Source organism: Clostridium beijerinckii (assembly GCF_036699995.1).
Lineage (GTDB): Bacteria > Bacillota > Clostridia > Clostridiales > Clostridiaceae > Clostridium > Clostridium helianthi.
The window spans coordinates 142,501-160,256 of sequence record NZ_CP144906.1 but is presented as its reverse complement, the minus strand read 5'-3'; the positions used below and the strand labels follow the sequence as shown (position 1 = coordinate 160,256).

Sequence of the window (17,756 nt, the reverse complement as noted above, 5' to 3'; positions counted from 1 at the left end):
TTAGGTTAACATTTCTTTCACTAATTTAGCTCTTTCATACTTAATTTCCTTATCATCTAGTGATTTTTTTAAATAATTTTGAAGGGATGAATTAGTAATTAGAATAAATAGTTTATCTAACTTACCCTTATCAATATTTATAATTGATAATTCCGCTCCTAATCTAACATTTGATAATAGTTCAATAGACTCTTTAAAATCCAAAATCATTGCATATTTCAGTATTCCATATGCTCTATATATCTTATCCTCTAATTCATGTCTACATTTACTAAGTAATATTTCTCGGAATTTATTTTCCTCTATTATTATGCTCCAAACTGCTTCTTTTAATTTATTTATAATATTCTCCTCTGTCAAACCTAATGACACTTTATTAAATATTCTGTATAAATTTCCAAAAACTTTTGTACCATCTAAATGGACTCCTTTTATAGCAATCCCTAGCTTACCAAGTTTTTTGGATATATTACTAATTTCTTCACTCATACTAAGAGCTGGCAAATGTAATACTACTGATGCCTTCATTCCTGTTCCGATATTCTCTGGTGATGCTGTTAAATAACCTAATGTTTCATCAAAGGCATAGTCAAAATTTTCTTCTATCTTATCATCAATAACTGTTGCTCTCTCAAAAATTTCTTCTAATTTCAATCCGTCACTTACACATTGAAGATTTATATGATCTTTTTCATTTATCATAATGCTAAGATCTTCTTCTTTATTCAATATAAATGAGCCCTTATCAGAATTTTTCAAAAGTTCTTTGCTAATTAGATCCCTTTCTAAATATTGTTTACTAAATTCCTCTTTTGTATTCCAAATCTCATATAACGTAATTTCTTCATTATCTAATTCGTTCCTAAGAACGTTATATACTTCTTTACCATTTTCTCTACCCTTAATATAGTTTAGTTTATTAGGAAAAGGTAAATTACTAAAGTTTCTAGCTAACAACACTTTGCTACTTAATACTGCTCCAAGTCTTTCATTATCATCTTCCCAGCTATTCATCACAATTGCCCTCCTTTCTATTTATAATCTCCTTAGTGTTACTTTCTAATATATATAATTCTAGTTTTTTAATTTCATCTCTTACTATTGCTGCTCTCTCATATTCCTCGGCTACTATCAATTTTTGCATCTCTTCTTTTAAATCCTTAAGATTTTTTCTTTGAACCAATTCCTTTCCCTTAACCTTAGGAATCTTACCAATATGTTTAGTTCCAACTTGTAAGCTCTTTATCCTTGGCTCAAGTACAATATTAAATTCTTTATAACAATCAGCACATCCCAATCTTCCTGATTTCTTAAATTCCTGATAAGTTAACCCACAATTTGGACAAATAATTTCTTTTACTTTATTGCTATCTATATTTGATTTACCATTATCTACATTAGATAATATTTCTGTAAGTATGCCTTGAAATGGAACATTTATATTTTGCATTATTGGACTGAAGAACGGAATATTAGCTATATCTTTTGCACAATTTTCACACAACCAAATTTCCTGTTTCTGACCATTCATCACTGTAATTAAATTTATCTTTGCTTCATTTTTTTTACATTTTTCACATAACATATATATCCCCACCTTTAAGATAAAATTATCATAATCATAGCTTTTAAAATATCAGCTCTTACTTTATTTTTATTATCTACTGAAGTTAAACTTCTATCATTTATTGCTATCTTCATTATTTCACATTCTCTTTCTTCAATAACTCCAGATTCTAATAAGTGATTAAGCAATGCGTTTGCATTATGATATGTTATTGTTTCTCCTATGCTTTGGTTAATTAGCTCTTCCCTTCTATTGGAGTTATCCTCATCCAACTGCTTGATCGCTATATGACCTCCGCCGCCTCTCTTGCTCTCAATTAAATATCCTCTTTCATAGGTAAATCGAGTTGTTAATACATAGTTTATTTGGGACGGCGCGCATCTAAACTGATCTGCTAACTCATTTCTTTGTATAAAAATCACATTATCTCTATTCTCATTAAACATTTGTTTTATAAACTCTTCTATTATATCTGAAAGTCTTGCCATAACATCACCTGCTTAAACCTTTATTTAATTATTTGTTTTTGACTTACTTTGACTTTATAATATTATACTATACTTCTTTTACTTTTTGAAGTATCAATATAAATTTATGATTATTTATAATACTGTATGTTAATAATATCTAATATATTTCAATTTATGGAGGTTTTATATGCAAATTATTTGGTATGGACATTCTTGTTTCCTTATGAAAACATCCATTGGTAAAAGAATTCTAATTGATCCGTTTAGCAACAATTTAGGTTATGATAATAATTTCCCTAAATCTGATTTAATTACCATTAGTCATAACCATTTTGATAGTTCATATATTAATGATATAAATAATACAACCAAGATTATTAATGAGAGCGGAAACTTTAACTTAAGCTTCCTTAACATAGAAGGACTTGACTCCTTTCATGATAAGTGCAATGGACTAAAAAGAGGCTCAAATATTATTTATATATTTAAGGATGATAAACTTTCTATATGCCATTTAGGACATTTAGGCCATATACCTTGTTCATTGATTTTAGAAAAGCTTAAAAATATTGATATTTTACTTATCCCTATTGGTGGACATTTCACTCTGGACGGTTTTGAGTCTGCGAAACTTTGTAACCTTATTTCCCCAAAATACATAGTTCCTATGCATTATAAAACTAATACAACATCTTTATACTTAGACGACCCTAAGAATTTTATAATATCTATGAAGAGCATAAAAAAAATAAATTCTAATATATTAGATACTTCTGACTTGGATATAAATTCTAACCTTAAGTCTGAATGTATCTTGTTAACACCTCCATATAAATAGTGAAAATAACTATTTCAACTATTTTTTAAATAAAAAAAAAGACCGCCTAAAGACGATCTCTCTTTTATTACTCTTGGTTTGGAGCTCCCACTGGGCAAACATTAGCACAGTTTCCGCAATCGATACAAGTATCTGCATCAATAACGAATTGAGTATCTCCTTGAGTTATAGCACTAACTGGACATTCTCCAGCGCATGCTCCACAGCTAACACATGAATCATTAATAACAAATGCCATCTAGAACACCTCCTAATAAATTGTGGTAATTAACCTCTTACATTTTAACACGTATTCGTATGTTTTAAAAGTGTTTTGTATTCTAGACTTCTTATTTTTTAATATTGTTGTATTATTTACGATTACAAAACAACATATCCTAAATCCTCTATGGAATTTATAATCCTTTCGAGTTTTAAAAAGATATCATTATATATTACTGTTATCTCCCTTTTTGCAAGCGAAATTTCAGTAGCTATTACCCCCGAATTCTTAACAACTGTATCTTGAATTATCTTGGCATCGTCATTAGACTCCATATTACAAATCTTAATAACAGATTTCATAGAAATTCCTCCTATTTTTCATTAATAAGATTTTTTATTAATGTTTTATCTTCTTCTGACTCAACAATCAATTTTATATTATTTTCATCAATTGTATCTTCATATTTTCCTGAAACGAGCTCTACATCAGTTATTTTGAATTCCTCAACAACTTCCTCGTCTCCTCTTCTAACCTTAACCTTTACCATCTCTTTAACTATTGAATTACCAACAACTTCTCCATTCCCAGCATCTGTCTTAACAATAGAGCCGACCTTAGGCAATCTCTTTCTTATACCTTCATATGTAGTTTGTTCATAGTTCAAACAGCACATCAATCTTCCACATATTCCAGATATCTTGGTTGGATTCAAAGAAAGATTCTGTTCCTTTGCCATTTTTATTGATACAGATGCAAAGTCTCCTAAGAATGTAGAGCAGCACATAGGTCTACCACATGGTCCAAGTCCTCCAACCATTTTAGCCTCATCTCTTACTCCTATTTGTCTTAATTCTATTCTAGTTTTAAATATAGTAGCTAAATCCTTAACTAACTCTCTGAAATCTACTCTACCATCTGCTGTAAAGTAGAATATAACCTTATGATTATCAAATGTATATTCAACATCTATTAATTTCATATTTAATTTATGTTCTTGAATTTTCGCTAAGCATATATCTAAGGCTTCTTTTTCTTTTTCTTTATTTTCTTTATGTTTTCTAATATCATCCTCATCAGCAATTCTAATAACATTCTTTAAAGGTGATACTATATCTTCCTCTTTTATCTCCTTAATTCCTATAACGCATTCGCCAAATTCTATACCTCTAGCTGTCTCTACTATTACATAATTGCCCTTTTTTATATCTAATTCTAGTGGACTAAAGTAGTAAATCTTTCCCGCTTTCTTGAATCTTACGCCTATAACTTTTATCATTAATTATACCTCCGCAAAGCCCATAAGCAAAACACTTATGACCATTGAATAGTTCGTATTACTATTAAAATTTATTCTAGCTTCTTTTATGTATTCTAACATACTATTTAATTTCTTATAAGACATTCCTCTTGATATATTTTTTATCTTATATATTTTATCAAAATTAACAACGAGTTCACTATCATTAAGCTCTTTAAGAAGTAAGATATCTCTTATATATGATAGAAGTATATTTAGTAACTCTAATTTATCTTCTTTTGCACTTTTTAATAATTCCTCATACTTTAATATAATACCTTTTTGTCTACTTACGATATCTTCAAATAATTCTATACATATATCTCTCAAATTTCTCAACTTATCATCGCTAAAAAATCTATCTACATTTCCAGGTATTCCAGCACTATAAGCTAGTGCTGCTTTTTTATCATCTTCACTTAAATTATTATATTTTTCCTCAAGGTAACTCAAAATTTCTTCTTTATTTAATGGTGTTAACCTATATATTTGGCAACGCGATTTTATGGTATCCAAAATTACTTCTAAAGAATCACTTAACAATATTAAATGTACACCTCTTGGCGGTTCTTCAATAGTTTTTAATAATGCATTTTGAGCTTGAACTGTTAGCTTGTCACATTTATATAATATTAATACCTTTTTATCACCTTCATAAGGCTTTTTATTGACTTCACTTATAATGTTTCTCACATCATCAACACCAAATGAATTGGAATTAGGAGAATACCTTACAATATCTACACTCTCCACACTATTTCTCTCTTTAATAATTTGATTTGAAAGGTACTTAGCTACTATACTTTTTCCTATTCCATCATTACCAATTATTAGATTTGCATGAGAAAATGAATCCTTTTGTCTTCTATTATTTATATTATCGATAATATTTTTATGTCCGATTATCTTTCTCAATGCTTATCTCTCCTTGATATCATATTTTTACGAACTTATCCACATCAATTACGAATACAGTAGCACCTCCCACGCTAATTTGCACTGGGTATTGTTGCATATATCCACTTTCACTTCCCCCAAGGGTAGTTGGTGTAACTACTGTCTCATTCCGCTTTCTACATACATTCCTAATAACTTCAATAACAAGTTCAACTTTTTCCTCTTCAATTCCTACCAATAATGTAGTATTACCAGATTTAAGAAATCCTCCTGTAGTTGCTAATTTTGTAACTCTATAATCCTCTTCTGTTAAAGCCTCTATGACATCTGCTGAATCTTCATCCTGAACAATTGCAATTATCAATTTCATTTTAATTCCCACCCTTAAACTAATAATAATTTACTACATATTATTTTACCACAAATAGGTGGCTTTTTATTACTTAGTTTATATTTGTCCATATTTTAGGCCTTAGTATATTTTTTATTTGATTAATTACATTTTCTTTCGTATTATTTGCATCTATCTTAACAATTCTATGATTATTATTTTTATAAACAATATCATATCCTTCTCTAACTCTTTCATGAAACTCTAACTTTTCTATATCTAATCTATTTACTTCTCTGCAATCATTATTAGCTATTCTAGCCAATCCTATTTTAGGATCAAGATCAAATAGCACTGATATATCCGGCATGTACTCACCAATAGCAAATTTATTTATGCTTAAAACTTCTTCCATTCCTAAATTTCTCGCATAACCCTGATATGCCAAAGAAGAATCTATAAACCTATCACAAAGAACTATTACACCTTGATTCAATGCTGGTATCACTTTTTCTACAAGGTGTTGTCTTCTCGCAGCTGCATATAATAGTGCTTCTGTTTTAGCATCCATCTCCTTGTTATCTTTGCTTAAAATAACTTGTCTTATTTGCTCTGATATTTTAATTCCGCCTGGCTCTCTCGTCTTTATACATTCAAAATTATTTTCTGTAATCCAATCATATATTGCATCAATCGCCGTTGTTTTTCCGGTTCCCTCGCCACCTTCAAAAACTATAAATAAACCTTTTTCCATCTTAAAGTACCCCTCTATATATTAGCGTTTAAATGTAAGAATTTAATTTCTAAGCATGTTCGCTAAATAAGATTATCCTAACATTATCCTTATAATAATCATAATCTGGATCCTCTACATTTGTATTAACAATTTTCTCTTCACATGCTTTACAAATCTTTTCTCCATTTAATATTATACCATCGCAATCACTTGCTCCACATAAAAAACATGATTTATTTGTATTCTCCATCAGTAATTCCCCCTTAATTTTATGATTCTTATAAAATTATTACCAATTATGTAGACTTTATACACCCTATGGATGTTAATAACTTCTATATAGATATTTTTTAAATTTCTGGTAATACTAATAAAGAGAATTATATATTTACACAATTACTACTGAATTTAATACAAATTACATAATGTAAATATAGCTTGCAAAAATAGCTTATATTATTAAATTTTCAAATAATAATTTGCTCATAATATTTAAAGTGATAGCTATATTAAGCTTATATTTAATACCGCTATTATCATGTTAACAATAAAAACATTAATATGAAAGGAGAACTTACTGTAAAACAAAGCAAAACCTGTACTATATACAAGATCTAGTAATTTATTTTGCAAGTTTTAAGTAAGAAATTGCGCTTATGAAAAACAAAATTATTTCATTTCTATCTACTTGTGCTGACGATATTAAAAATCTCTGTACCTATTTATATGAGAATCCAGAAAAAAGTTATAATGAAGTTAACGCATCTAATTGCATATGCAATTTATTAAATAAATACAAATTTGAAGTTGATAGAAATTTTTTAAACATTAACAATTCATTTATAGCAAAGAAAGGCCAAGGTCATCCTAAAATATGTTATCTATGTGAATATGACGCTATCGAAAATGACGGTCATATTACCGGGCATAATATGGTTACTGCAATGTCAGTATCCGCTACATTAGCTTTAGGAAGTGTTATAGATGACATCGGAGGTTCTGTAATACTGGTAGGTTGCCCCGGTGAATACTTTGGCGGGACTAAAGGGACAATGGTAAAACAAGGACTATTTGATGACATAGATGTTGTAATGGTAGCTCACCCTGACACATGTACATGTGAAAGTGGCTCTTCATCAGCAATTATCCCATTAGGACTTAAGTTTGAAAGCGAAAGCAAGTTGAGTTTTTTAAATCAGAATTCTTATACATCGTTAGATGCCGTTTTACTAACTCTTAATATTTTAAACTCTATAAAAAAAGGATTTCCAGATAATTTAGAAATAAATTCGGTTATATCTAATGGTGGGTATACAACATTGCTATTACCAGCAGATTCTGAAATTAAATTTTGCATTCGTGCATCTAACACAAAAACTGCTAACGAAGCTTATGATAAAATAAGAAAAATCGCAAATAATGTGACAGCATTAATAGATATTCCTAATAAATTTTTCTTATATGAGTCTCCTAATAAGGAGTTAATAACCAATAGAACGCTAAATAGGCTATTTAGTCATAACCTTAAAGAAAGTGGAATAATAAATATTAATCCACCAAAAGATATATATGCTGGATTAAGCATTGGAGATGTAAGTCATAAGGTTCCTTGCATACATCCATATATATCTATAATAGATGATGAAAATATTAAATATGGAAGCCTAGATTTCGCAAAAGCAACTACATCTGAGTTTGCTTTAAAACAATGCAATATAGCAGCTACAGCCCTTGCATTAACTGCTATTGACTTAATACAAAACGAAACTTTACTCTCTGAAGTTAAATCTGAATTCTTTAATAATAGAAATTGCTAATAAAAAAAATTTAAGATATGGTATCTTAAAAATAATATAATATATGCTTTTGATAATAATAAACTCCATATATTATATCGATTTATATTTTAAGGTACCATATTTCACTTCATAGATTCTGGCATAATAAAAAATCAAACGTAAAATCCTTTGATGTATTTTCACATTAAACTTACAGAATAATAAAATAATAGTATATTACAAGAAATGCTATGTGTTTACAAACCATCTTATAATAGTATAATATTAGTTGTACTGCTTAGGAGGTGTTATAAATTGATTCAAATCTATAAAAGCGAAAGTGAATTTGATCCTTCCCTAAAATTAATAGATACGATAGAAAATGGTGCTTGGATAAATCTTATTGCGCCATCTGCTGAAGAACTAATATTAATATCAAAGAAAACAGGTGTCCCTTTGGAATTCTTAAAAGCAGCCCTAGATGATGAAGAAACCTCACGTATTGATATTGAAGAGGATTCATTATTAATAATAGTGGATATACCGTTTACCGAAATGGAAGATAACTCTCTTACTTATGATACATACCCATTATCAATAATACATACTAATAAACAATTGATAACTGTATGCTTAAAAAAAAGTAAAATCCTAACGGATTTTGCTAATAACAAAATTAAATCTTTTTATACATTTAAAAAATCAAGATTTACATTACAAATACTAAATAGAATATCAACATACTATTTACTTTATTTGCGTCAAATAGATAAAAAAAGTTTAATGATTGAAAAAAGGCTTCATAAATCTATGAAAAATAGAGAGCTTATACAATTACATTCTCTGGAAAAATCACTTGTTTATTTTTCAACTTCACTAAAGGCTAATGAAATTACTTTAGAGAAAATGCTGAAATTAGAGCTTATGCAAAAATATGAAGAAGATAAAGATGTTTTAGAAGATGTAATTATAGAAAATAAACAAGCTATAGAAATGACTGAAATCTATAGTAATATATTAGCTAGTACAATGGATTTTTTTGCTTCTGTAATATCTAATAATTTAAATATTGTTATGAAAGTACTTGCATCAGTTACAATTCTTATGGCAATACCGACCATAATAGGTGGAATATTTGGTATGAATATAGCATTACCATTATCTGCAGATAATCCACATGCATTCTCTATCGTTATGGGCGTAACTGTTGGCATTTGCGGACTTGTTGCCTTTATATTATATAAAAAAGATATGTTTAATTAACATATCTTTTTTATAGCATCTTATAACTACTCTTATCACCTAAGCCTTAGTTGTAGCATCTTGTGTGCAGATATCCTTTTGGAGTTTTTCTACTCCTTTATATGATCTAAGTTCAGCTTCTATATCTTCAAGTGAACGATTACGAGTTTCAAATACTTTAAATTGAACAAACCAAATTGCCGCAAAACAGATTATACCATAACCTATAAATAAACTACCTGTACCAAAGTAATTCAATAATGCTGGAAATGTCAATGATACCATCATATTAGCACTCCAATTAATTACACTACTAAATGAATTACCTAATCCACGAATATTTAGTGGAAATACTTCTCCTACCATAACCCACATTACAGGTCCCCAAGTAGCTGAGAAAAAAGCAATGTAGATAGTTAATGCGATAACACATATAATCGAAGCAACAGATGAACCATTAGAAAATTTCATTGAGATGCTCATAATCATTAGCGAAACTCCCATTCCAATAGCTCCATAAATAAGCATTTTTTTACGGTCAATCTTATCCATAATGGCTACAGCTATAGCAGTAATTATTATATTAAAGACTCCAATTCCAATATGGGCAAGTAAAGCTGCTTGTACACCAAATCCGACATCTGTAAATATAGTTGGTGCATAATAAAGAACTGTATTGCATCCCATAATTTGTTGAAAAATAGCTAGACCAAAGCCTATGATTAATGCAGGGCGTACAAATTCGCTAAATAGTTCTTTAACTCCACCACTTTTAATCTCAGCTTGTTTTTTTATTTGAGCTAATTCATAATTAACAGCGCTTTTATCATGTTTATTCATATGTTCTAGTATACTTCTTGCTTCGTCTACTCGTCCATCTTTTACTAAAAATCTAGGACTTTCTGGTAACACAAGTGCGCCTATTAAAAGAACTGCTGCTGGAATAGCTGCGAACCCTAACATCACTCGCCAACCAGTATATAAATCTGAAAATGCATAATTTGTAATATAAGCCAATAGAATTCCGCTCATAACCATTAGCTGAAACAAACTTGATATGGTTCCACGTTTTTCAGATGGTGATAATTCAGCTAAATAAGTTGGAATTAGAGCTGAAGACGCACCAACTGCGACACCAAGAATGATTCTAAATATAATTAATGACCAAATTTCTGGAGCAAATGCTGATCCAAGTGCGCCGACAAAGAAGATAACAGCCGATGTAAGAATTAGCTTTATACGGCCATATTTATCAGACATAGGACCAATGATCGCAGCCCCAAGAATAGCTCCTAATAATACAGAACTTACAACCCATCCTTGCTGCCATGAATCAAGGTGCATTTGTTCTTGAATAAATAAAATAGCTCCTGAAATAACTCCAGTATCATAACCAAACAAAAGCCCACTAAGTGCAGCGAAAATATATATTACAGAGTTACTAATTTTTATTTTCATTAAAATCATCTCCCATTTTTTATTTCATTTGATTTAAATTCGTATATTCCTAGTGCGTTTATAATATTCCTAAAATTTCTTCGTTCGGAAGACTATTTTTATCGTTTACAAAAGATACATTAATTGCCCAGTATATTTATAATTTGACTTCCATGAAATTTCGGTAAGAATAACTAGCAATGCTAATTTTCTCTTACATTCTCTAAATAATGCTGTACTAGTTTTTATTCATATTTATCATATCAATAAATATACCTTCTATTAATAATCTAATGATGCATGCATGTCTATTAGCTTTTAGAAAAATAGGTACCCAATATTTATTTTCCTTAAATTTAGTATAACACTCTTTGAAACCTTTTTCAATAAACTTTAAAAAGTAATTTAAAAAGTAATTTAAAAATTTATTTAATATATGGTTATAATAATGGCTGACATTTGTGATTATAATAAATGAATTTACCCAATACAATCCTATTAAATATAAAAACTCAATCACCGCAACACATGCCATGTGATATATGATTCATTAATTCACTCTATTAGTAGCTCACTAACTATAGTATTTCTATATAACTAATTTAATTTTAAGTTATAGATTTCCATAAAACTTATTATATACAGAACAAAAGTGGCTGCGCCACGCTCCTTCGGAGAAATATATTAAAATATAAATCAAAACCATAGAGATTTACTTTTCTCTATGGTTTTAATTCTATAATTTATATTCTTTTCCGTGTATACCACTATATTTTTGAGGTCTCATGACTCCGCCGCATTTTTCGCATGAAAAACAAGGTGGTTCATTTATGTTACTTTGATCCATTTCATCAAAGTATTCTACAACCTCCTTAGGTATATTTTCTTCAGTTTTACATTCCATACAAATATATAGTATCTCTTCGTTCAATTTTTCTGCCCTCCAACTACGTTGTTGTCGGATTTATTCTACCATATATAAGACCTTTTGTAATTGCATATAATTCAATAGTTTTTTCTAAATTTTCTTTCCCTTCACTAATAATCTTCTTTTTAAAATATTCCCTCATAGAACCGTTATCCCCATAAACTATGTCATTAAATTTCATTAACTCCCCACATCTGGGGCACTTACAAGGGTTAATTCCAAATGAAGCCAGTATTCTATATTCCCATTTAGATATTGCTTTTCGTAGTTTTATCATTTTATCATCCAACATTTTTATAAAATTGTCTTTCTTCTTACTTCTCCTAGAATAAATACCAAAGTATCTGATCATCTTAAAATGCTTTTCTGGAATATGTATTATGACTTTCTTTATAAACTCATGCGCATTTAAAGTTTCTATTATGGTTTTATTATCTTCATGTCTAGTATATTTAAATGTGATATTTCTGCCATCATACTTTATAATTCTAGATTCTGCTATCGCAGGTCGTCCAACATATCTTCCAATATACTTTGCCGCTATTTTAGCTGATTTTATTTGTGTTTTTGCGTGTACATAAAATCCTTTATCCTTATCTCTATATAATTTATTCTTCAGCTTTTTAGCTTCGCTTTTCTTTCCTACTAATTCTTCTAAATGATCCAGCAATAATTTTTGCCATCGCTTTCCCAGTGATAAATATGATATATGTCTTATATGTCTCCACTCAGTATTATTTCCTGTTCCGCCCTCTGTAACCATCATGTGTACATGTGGATTCCACTTTAAATCACGGCCAAATGTATGTATCACAGTTACTATTCCTGGAGTAAATTCCTCACTTTTATTTAAATCTCTCATCCAAGTCGTAACAGCTTTTGCTGCGCATTGCGGAAGTATTTTTAATTTGTTTCTGTTTTTGCCGAAGTATATCCTTAATTCTTCTGGCATAGTGAATACAATATGTCTATGTCTAACGTTTATTAGTTTTAATAACATACTATCAATCCAGTTATCAACATAAACTTTGCCGCAAGATGTGCAAAATCTACTCTTACAAGTAAACCCTATCTTCTTGATTTAATTACACTTTTTACACTTCAACTCAATGTAACCATACTTAGTATCCTTACATCTTAAAACTTTATCAACTTCAGCCTTTACATTAGGTCTAATTTTTTTTACCATACAATTTTACAAAGCTATGCCAATGGTCTTCTAATATCTTATTCATCTTCCCTTTTTTCATCTGTATACCTCTTAATTTTATAGTTACATCTTAACATACCGAAGAGTCTAAAGCTAGATTCCATCTAGCTTTAGACTCTTCGAAATTCTATAATTTCCTATACAAGAACAAAAGTGGCTGCGCCACGCTCTTTCTTGATACCATTTTTTACAGGCCAATATCCTTATAACCATTGATATCACTCACTTTCAAAATCAAAAAATTCTATACTTTCCTACGAAAATTAAATTCACAGCACTTTCTCTAAATTTGACAATAGGAAACTAAACTAGCCTATTTTAGGCTAGTCCAAGCCTTATATTAAATTATTTGTTTCTTTTACTTATTGATTTTTTCTATATTATAGCCTTTTGACTTTAGAATTTTTATCATACTTTCTTCTCTTTTTTCTCTAAGTTTATCTAAATAAATAGTACCATATTCTATATAGTTTTTTCTTTCCTTTAACAATTGATAGCATATTCTTAACATTAAACTTGCTAATGCTATTGTGGCTTTTTTCTTTCCCATTCTTTTCACCCATCGCTTATAGCATATTGATAATCTAGTATCCTTACTCATGCTTGCTGCCCAAGCACATTCACACATTACACTTTTTAATGCTTTATCTCCATTCATTGTTTTACTTCTTTTTTTTTACCTGCGCTTTCACAATTTCCAGGACTTAGGCCTGCCCATGATGTTAGATGCTTATCTGTTGGGAAATAACTCATATCAGTTCCAATCTCTGCTATTATTACTGATGCTGCATTCTTGTTTATACCTGGTATAGTATCTATTATCTCTACTTCTTCAAAATATGGCTCTATATATTCACCTATTTCTTTTTCTATATGGACTACTTGTTCTTCTAAAAACCTAATGTGATCATAGCTGTATTTTATCATTGTCAAATGATGGTTTCTTATTTTTCCGTTTACAGCCTCTTTTATTTCTCCTAGTTTCTTTCTTATACTTGCTTTACCTCTACCATTTGATATCTCAATTAAGTCTGTCATTCTAATTTCTTCTTGATTAATGATTTTATTTAATATTTTTCGTCCTGTATCTCCAAATATATCTGAAATATAACTTGAAATCTTTATATTACAATCCTCTAGAATTTTATGAATCCTATTCTTCTCTCTATTAAGTTCGTATAGTATTTTCTTCCTATATCTTGTTATATCTCTAAGATCTCTTATATGTGCATCTGGTACAAAACTCTTATTAATTAATCCACTTCTCAATAATTGAGCTATCCATTCTGCGTCTTTCACGTCGGTCTTTCTTCCTGGAAGATTCTTTATATGTCTAGCATTTGCAAGTATAATTTCAAAATCACCTGATTCTAATACATTCCAGACAGGCTTCCAGTATACGCCTGTGCTTTCCATTGCTACTTGCGTACAGCCTCTTTCTTCAATCCAATCTAAAAGTTTTAACAAATCTGTAGTCGTAGTATTAAATGTCTCTATTTCCTTTTCCGGTTTTTTCTTTAAATCACCCTTTAAAACACATACTACTACTGTTCTTTCGTGCACATCTATACCTGCACACCTTTCAATTATTGCTTCCATTCCTACCTTCTCCATAATAAATTCAGTGAGTTCAACAGTAATTACTTATCAAAAAAAAATTTCCTACACGTGCTCTAGACACAATACTTTGTGCTCAAAATTACCGTAGCCAGTTTCCTAAAAGGAGTTCTTGCTACCAGAAAGTACAACGGCTTACTTCCTCACCTTTCTATATTATTGACAAGGTTATCCATTTGTTAACAGAAACCACTTAATTTTCATTATACTTTGTGAAGGCTTTGCCTTCATGGGCGGTTCCTAAACAATAAAAAATAGCTCATGTATCAACCATTTAGTTAATACATAAGCTATCTTAAATAAATTGGAGGCGCCACCCAGATTTGAACTGGGGAATAAAGGTTTTGCAGACCTCTGCCTTACCACTTGGCTATAGCGCCATTATGGTGGCTCGAACTGGAATCGAACCAGTGACACGAGGATTTTCAGTCCTCTGCTCTACCGACTGAGCTATCGAGCCATCTTACCTCGCGACTTCCTACTCTCCCACATAGTCTCCCATGCAGTACCATCAGCGTAATAGACCTTAACTTTCCTGTTCGGAATGGGAAGGAGTGTTACCTCTATGCCATCATCACGAGATTTTCTTTTGAAAGAAATACTATTCTTTCAAAATTGCATATAATTTTAATGTATATTACAACTTGATTATATTGGTCAAGCCCTCGACCTATTAGTATCAGTCAGCTAAATATGTTACCATACTTACACCTCTGACCTATCAACCTTGTAGTCTTCAAGGGGTCTTACTAGCTTATGCTATGGGAAATCTCATCTTGAGGTGGGCTTCACACTTAGATGCTTTCAGCGTTTATCCCTTCCCGACTTAGCTACCCAGCTATGCTTCTGGCGAAACAACTGGTACACCATAGGTCAGTCCATCCCGGTCCTCTCGTACTAAGGACAGCTCCTCTCAAATTTCCTACGCCCGCGACGGATAGGGACCGAACTGTCTCACGACGTTCTGAACCCAGCTCGCGTGCCGCTTTAATGGGCGAACAGCCCAACCCTTGGGACCTACTTCAGCCCCAGGATGCGACGAGCCGACATCGAGGTGCCAAACCTCCCCGTCGATGTGAACTCTTGGGGGAGATCAGCCTGTTATCCCCGAGGTAGCTTTTATCCGTTGAGCGATGGCCCTCCCACGAGGTACCACCGGATCACTAAGCCCGACTTTCGTCCCTGCTCCACTTGTAGGTGTCGCAGTCAGGCTCCCTTCTGCCTTTACACTCTTCGAACGATTTCCGACCGTTCTGAGGGAACCTTTGGGCGCCTCCGTTACATTTTAGGAGGCGACCGCCCCAGTCAAACTGCCCACCTAACAATGTCCTGTCACCAGTTTCATGGCATCCAGTTAGAACTTCAATACTATCAGGGTGGTATCCCAACAACGACTCCACCAAGGCTGACGCCCTAGTTTCCCAGTCTCCCACCTATCCTGTACAGACAATACCGAAATTCAATGCTAAGCTACAGTAAAGCTCTACGGGGTCTTTCCGTCCAATCGCGGGTAGCGAGCATCTTCACTCGCACTACAACTTCGCCGGATTTGCAGTTGAGACAGTGCACAAGTCATTACGCCATTCGTGCGGGTCAGAACTTACCTGACAAGGAATTTCGCTACCTTAGGACCGTTATAGTTACGGCCGCCGTTTACTGGGGCTTAAGTTCACACCTTCGCGATATTTCGCTAAGTGTTCCCCTTAACCTTCCAGCACCGGGCAGGCGTCAGCCCCTATACATCAGCTTTCGCTTTAGCAGAGACCTGTGTTTTTGTTAAACAGTTGCTTGTGCCTATTCTCTGCGGCCTGATTTCTCAGGCACCCCTTCTCCCGAAGTTACGGGGTCAATTTGCCTAGTTCCTTAACTGCAATTCTTCCGTCGGCCTTAGGATTCTCTCCTCATCTACCTGTGTCGGTTTGCGGTACGGGCACTACTTCTCTCTCTAGATGCTTTTCTTGGAAGCATGGAATCAGATACTTCGGTTCCGTAGAACCTTCCCCATCACGCCTCAGAATTGTTGGAACGGATTTGCCAATCCCAACTCCCTAAACGCTTAGACTAGCATCCAATAGCTAGCACATCCTATCCTTCTCCGTCACACCATCGATAATAACGATTATAGTGGTATTGGAATATCAACCAATTGTCCATCGACTACGCCTTTCGGCCTCGCCTTAGGTCCCGACTAACCCTGAGAAGACAAACTTTACTCAGGAAACCTTAGATATTCGGCCTGTAGGATTCTCGCCTACATCTCGCTACTAATGCCAACATTCTCACTCGTAATCAGTCCACCGCTCCTTACGGTACGACTTCAGCCCGATTACGACGCTCCTCTACCGCTCACGTAAAACGTGAACCCGTAGCTTCGGTGGTAAGTTTGAGCCCCGGACATTTTCGGCGCAGGATCTCTTGACTAGTGAGCTATTACGCACTCTTTTAATGAGTGGCTGCTTCTAAGCCAACATCCTAGTTGTCTTAGAAATCCCACATCCTTTTCCACTTAACTTACACTTTGGGACCTTAGCTGACGATCTGGGCTGTTTCCCTTTTGACCATGGAACTTATCTTTCATAGTCTGACTGCCGGACTGATAGTATGTGGCATTCGGAGTTTGATAAGGTTCGGTAAGCGCTATGCCCCCTAGCCTATTCAGTGCTCTACCTCCACTACTCACATTTTCCGACGCTAGCCCTAAAGCTATTTCGAGGAGAACCAGCTATATCCGAGTTCGATTGGAATTTCTCCGCTATCCACAGCTCATCCCATGCTTTTTCAACAGCAACGTGGTTCGGTCCTCCACGAGGTTTTACCCTCGCTTCAACCTGGCCATGGATAGGTCACCCGGTTTCGGGTCTACAGCATGCAACTAGTCGCCCTATTAAGACTCGGTTTCCCTTCGGCTCCGTACCTTAAGTACTTAACCTCGCTACATACCGTAACTCGTTGGCTCGTTCTACAAAAAGCACATCATCACACACATAAGGTGCTCTGATCGGTTGTAGGCACATGGTTTCAGGTTCTATTTCACTCCCCTCCCGGGGTTCTTTTCACCTTTCCCTCACGGTACTGCTTCACTATCGGTCATCAGGTAGTATTTAGCCTTGGGAGGTGGTCCTCCCTGCTTCCCACAAGGTTTCACGTGTCTCGTGGTACTCTGGTGCAGAACTGATTATCATAGTTTTCACTTACGGGACTAT

General features: G+C 32.8%; 17 protein-coding genes, 2 tRNA genes, 2 rRNA genes and 1 pseudogene (1 of these 22 running past the window's edge). 3 read left to right on the top strand and 19 right to left on the bottom strand.

Annotated elements, in window-relative coordinates:
* From PZA12_RS00770 to PZA12_RS00760, 3 genes are read right to left on the bottom strand one after another with little or no spacing between them, the layout of a single operon-like run.
* Complete coding sequence (locus PZA12_RS00770) at positions 1-1,014, bottom strand: protein arginine kinase (protein ID WP_078116883.1); 1,014 nt, start codon at positions 1,012-1,014, stop codon at positions 1-3.
* Positions 1,007-1,585, bottom strand: coding sequence for a UvrB/UvrC motif-containing protein (locus tag PZA12_RS00765; protein ID WP_078116882.1), 579 nt, complete (start codon positions 1,583-1,585; stop codon positions 1,007-1,009). The genes PZA12_RS00770 and PZA12_RS00765 overlap by 8 nt, the downstream gene beginning before the upstream one ends.
* A gap of 14 nt (positions 1,586-1,599) precedes the next feature.
* On the bottom strand, positions 1,600-2,055 hold the full coding sequence (locus PZA12_RS00760; RefSeq protein WP_077844667.1) for a CtsR family transcriptional regulator: 456 nt from the start codon (positions 2,053-2,055) through the stop codon (positions 1,600-1,602).
* Between the two features lie 169 nt (positions 2,056-2,224).
* Here PZA12_RS00760 and PZA12_RS00755 point away from each other — a divergent pair, with 169 nt between their 5' ends.
* Complete coding sequence (locus PZA12_RS00755) at positions 2,225-2,875, top strand: MBL fold metallo-hydrolase (RefSeq protein ID WP_077844666.1); 651 nt, start codon at positions 2,225-2,227, stop codon at positions 2,873-2,875.
* Between the two features lie 67 nt (positions 2,876-2,942).
* On the opposite strand, the gene PZA12_RS00750 is transcribed toward PZA12_RS00755, so the two are convergent.
* The 7 genes from PZA12_RS00750 to PZA12_RS00720 form a co-directional block, all read right to left on the bottom strand.
* On the bottom strand, positions 2,943-3,113 hold the full coding sequence (locus tag PZA12_RS00750; RefSeq protein WP_008426524.1) for a DUF362 domain-containing protein: 171 nt from the start codon (positions 3,111-3,113) through the stop codon (positions 2,943-2,945).
* A gap of 122 nt (positions 3,114-3,235) precedes the next feature.
* A complete protein-coding gene (locus PZA12_RS00745) occupies positions 3,236-3,439 on the bottom strand; it encodes a heavy-metal-associated domain-containing protein (protein ID WP_011967481.1) in 204 nt (67 codons plus the stop codon).
* Positions 3,440-3,450: 11 nt separating this feature from the next.
* Entirely contained in the window at positions 3,451-4,356 is a 906-nt protein-coding gene (locus PZA12_RS00740; protein ID WP_078116881.1) for a PSP1 domain-containing protein, read from the bottom strand.
* A 3-nt stretch (positions 4,357-4,359) separates the two neighbouring features.
* A complete protein-coding gene (locus PZA12_RS00735; protein WP_078116880.1) occupies positions 4,360-5,292 on the bottom strand; it encodes a DNA polymerase III subunit delta' in 933 nt (310 codons plus the stop codon).
* A gap of 19 nt (positions 5,293-5,311) precedes the next feature.
* Positions 5,312-5,644, bottom strand: a complete 333-nt coding sequence (locus PZA12_RS00730; RefSeq protein WP_078116879.1) for a cyclic-di-AMP receptor — start codon at positions 5,642-5,644, stop codon at positions 5,312-5,314.
* A 73-nt stretch (positions 5,645-5,717) separates the two neighbouring features.
* Positions 5,718-6,359, bottom strand: coding sequence for a dTMP kinase (tmk, locus tag PZA12_RS00725; RefSeq protein WP_078116878.1), 642 nt, complete (start codon positions 6,357-6,359; stop codon positions 5,718-5,720).
* A 49-nt stretch (positions 6,360-6,408) separates the two neighbouring features.
* A complete protein-coding gene (locus PZA12_RS00720; protein WP_077844661.1) occupies positions 6,409-6,591 on the bottom strand; it encodes a sigma factor G inhibitor Gin in 183 nt (60 codons plus the stop codon).
* A gap of 406 nt (positions 6,592-6,997) precedes the next feature.
* Here PZA12_RS00720 and PZA12_RS00715 point away from each other — a divergent pair, with 406 nt between their 5' ends.
* Both PZA12_RS00715 and PZA12_RS00710 read left to right on the top strand, forming a co-directional pair.
* Complete coding sequence (locus PZA12_RS00715) at positions 6,998-8,158, top strand: amidohydrolase (protein WP_078116877.1); 1,161 nt, start codon at positions 6,998-7,000, stop codon at positions 8,156-8,158.
* Positions 8,159-8,434: 276 nt separating this feature from the next.
* The gene (locus PZA12_RS00710; RefSeq protein WP_103699161.1) at positions 8,435-9,382 is read left to right on the top strand and encodes a magnesium transporter CorA family protein; all 948 of its coding nucleotides are present in this window, start codon (positions 8,435-8,437) and stop codon (positions 9,380-9,382) included.
* Positions 9,383-9,421: 39 nt separating this feature from the next.
* Here the strand turns inward: PZA12_RS00710 and PZA12_RS00705 are convergent, their stop codons facing one another.
* The 9 genes and pseudogenes from PZA12_RS00705 to PZA12_RS00660 form a co-directional block, all read right to left on the bottom strand.
* Positions 9,422-10,819 carry a sugar porter family MFS transporter gene (locus PZA12_RS00705; RefSeq protein ID WP_077844659.1) on the bottom strand — a complete coding sequence of 466 codons (1,398 nt, stop codon included), beginning with the start codon at positions 10,817-10,819 and terminating at the stop codon, positions 9,422-9,424.
* Positions 10,820-11,534: 715 nt separating this feature from the next.
* Positions 11,535-11,729, bottom strand: coding sequence for a hypothetical protein (locus PZA12_RS00700; RefSeq protein WP_078116876.1), 195 nt, complete (start codon positions 11,727-11,729; stop codon positions 11,535-11,537).
* Between the two features lie 16 nt (positions 11,730-11,745).
* Positions 11,746-12,976, bottom strand: a pseudogene (locus PZA12_RS00695) (IS91 family transposase).
* 318 nt (positions 12,977-13,294) lie between these two features.
* A complete protein-coding gene (locus PZA12_RS00685) occupies positions 13,295-13,594 on the bottom strand; it encodes a hypothetical protein (RefSeq protein ID WP_103699435.1) in 300 nt (99 codons plus the stop codon).
* The gene (locus tag PZA12_RS00680) at positions 13,591-14,535 is read right to left on the bottom strand and encodes an IS110 family transposase (RefSeq protein WP_245160066.1); all 945 of its coding nucleotides are present in this window, start codon (positions 14,533-14,535) and stop codon (positions 13,591-13,593) included. Before PZA12_RS00680 ends, PZA12_RS00685 begins: the two co-directional genes overlap by 4 nt.
* Before the next feature lie 323 nt (positions 14,536-14,858).
* Positions 14,859-14,933 (bottom strand) — tRNA-Cys (locus tag PZA12_RS00675).
* Positions 14,934-14,937: 4 nt separating this feature from the next.
* Positions 14,938-15,013 (bottom strand) — tRNA-Phe (locus tag PZA12_RS00670).
* Positions 15,014-15,018: 5 nt separating this feature from the next.
* Positions 15,019-15,135: ribosomal RNA gene (rrf, locus tag PZA12_RS00665) — 5S ribosomal RNA — on the bottom strand.
* A gap of 71 nt (positions 15,136-15,206) precedes the next feature.
* Positions 15,207-17,756: ribosomal RNA gene (locus PZA12_RS00660) — 23S ribosomal RNA — on the bottom strand; it runs 361 nt beyond the window's last position.

Coding starts and splice junctions, on each gene's coding strand:
- PZA12_RS00770 (WP_078116883.1), bottom strand. CDS start 1,014: ATGAATAGCTGGGAAGATGATAATGAAAGACTTGGAGCAGTATTAAGT.
- PZA12_RS00765 (WP_078116882.1), bottom strand. CDS start 1,585: ATGTTATGTGAAAAATGTAAAAAAAATGAAGCAAAGATAAATTTAATT.
- PZA12_RS00760 (WP_077844667.1), bottom strand. CDS start 2,055: ATGGCAAGACTTTCAGATATAATAGAAGAGTTTATAAAACAAATGTTT.
- PZA12_RS00755 (WP_077844666.1), top strand. CDS start 2,225: ATGCAAATTATTTGGTATGGACATTCTTGTTTCCTTATGAAAACATCC.
- PZA12_RS00750 (WP_008426524.1), bottom strand. CDS start 3,113: ATGGCATTTGTTATTAATGATTCATGTGTTAGCTGTGGAGCATGCGCT.
- PZA12_RS00745 (WP_011967481.1), bottom strand. CDS start 3,439: ATGAAATCTGTTATTAAGATTTGTAATATGGAGTCTAATGACGATGCC.
- PZA12_RS00740 (WP_078116881.1), bottom strand. CDS start 4,356: ATGATAAAAGTTATAGGCGTAAGATTCAAGAAAGCGGGAAAGATTTAC.
- PZA12_RS00730 (WP_078116879.1), bottom strand. CDS start 5,644: ATGAAATTGATAATTGCAATTGTTCAGGATGAAGATTCAGCAGATGTC.
- tmk (WP_078116878.1), bottom strand. CDS start 6,359: ATGGAAAAAGGTTTATTTATAGTTTTTGAAGGTGGCGAGGGAACCGGA.
- PZA12_RS00720 (WP_077844661.1), bottom strand. CDS start 6,591: ATGGAGAATACAAATAAATCATGTTTTTTATGTGGAGCAAGTGATTGC.
- PZA12_RS00715 (WP_078116877.1), top strand. CDS start 6,998: ATGAAAAACAAAATTATTTCATTTCTATCTACTTGTGCTGACGATATT.
- PZA12_RS00705 (WP_077844659.1), bottom strand. CDS start 10,819: ATGAAAATAAAAATTAGTAACTCTGTAATATATATTTTCGCTGCACTT.
- PZA12_RS00685 (WP_103699435.1), bottom strand. CDS start 13,594: ATGAATGGAGATAAAGCATTAAAAAGTGTAATGTGTGAATGTGCTTGG.
- PZA12_RS00680 (WP_245160066.1), bottom strand. CDS start 14,535: ATGGAAGCAATAATTGAAAGGTGTGCAGGTATAGATGTGCACGAAAGA.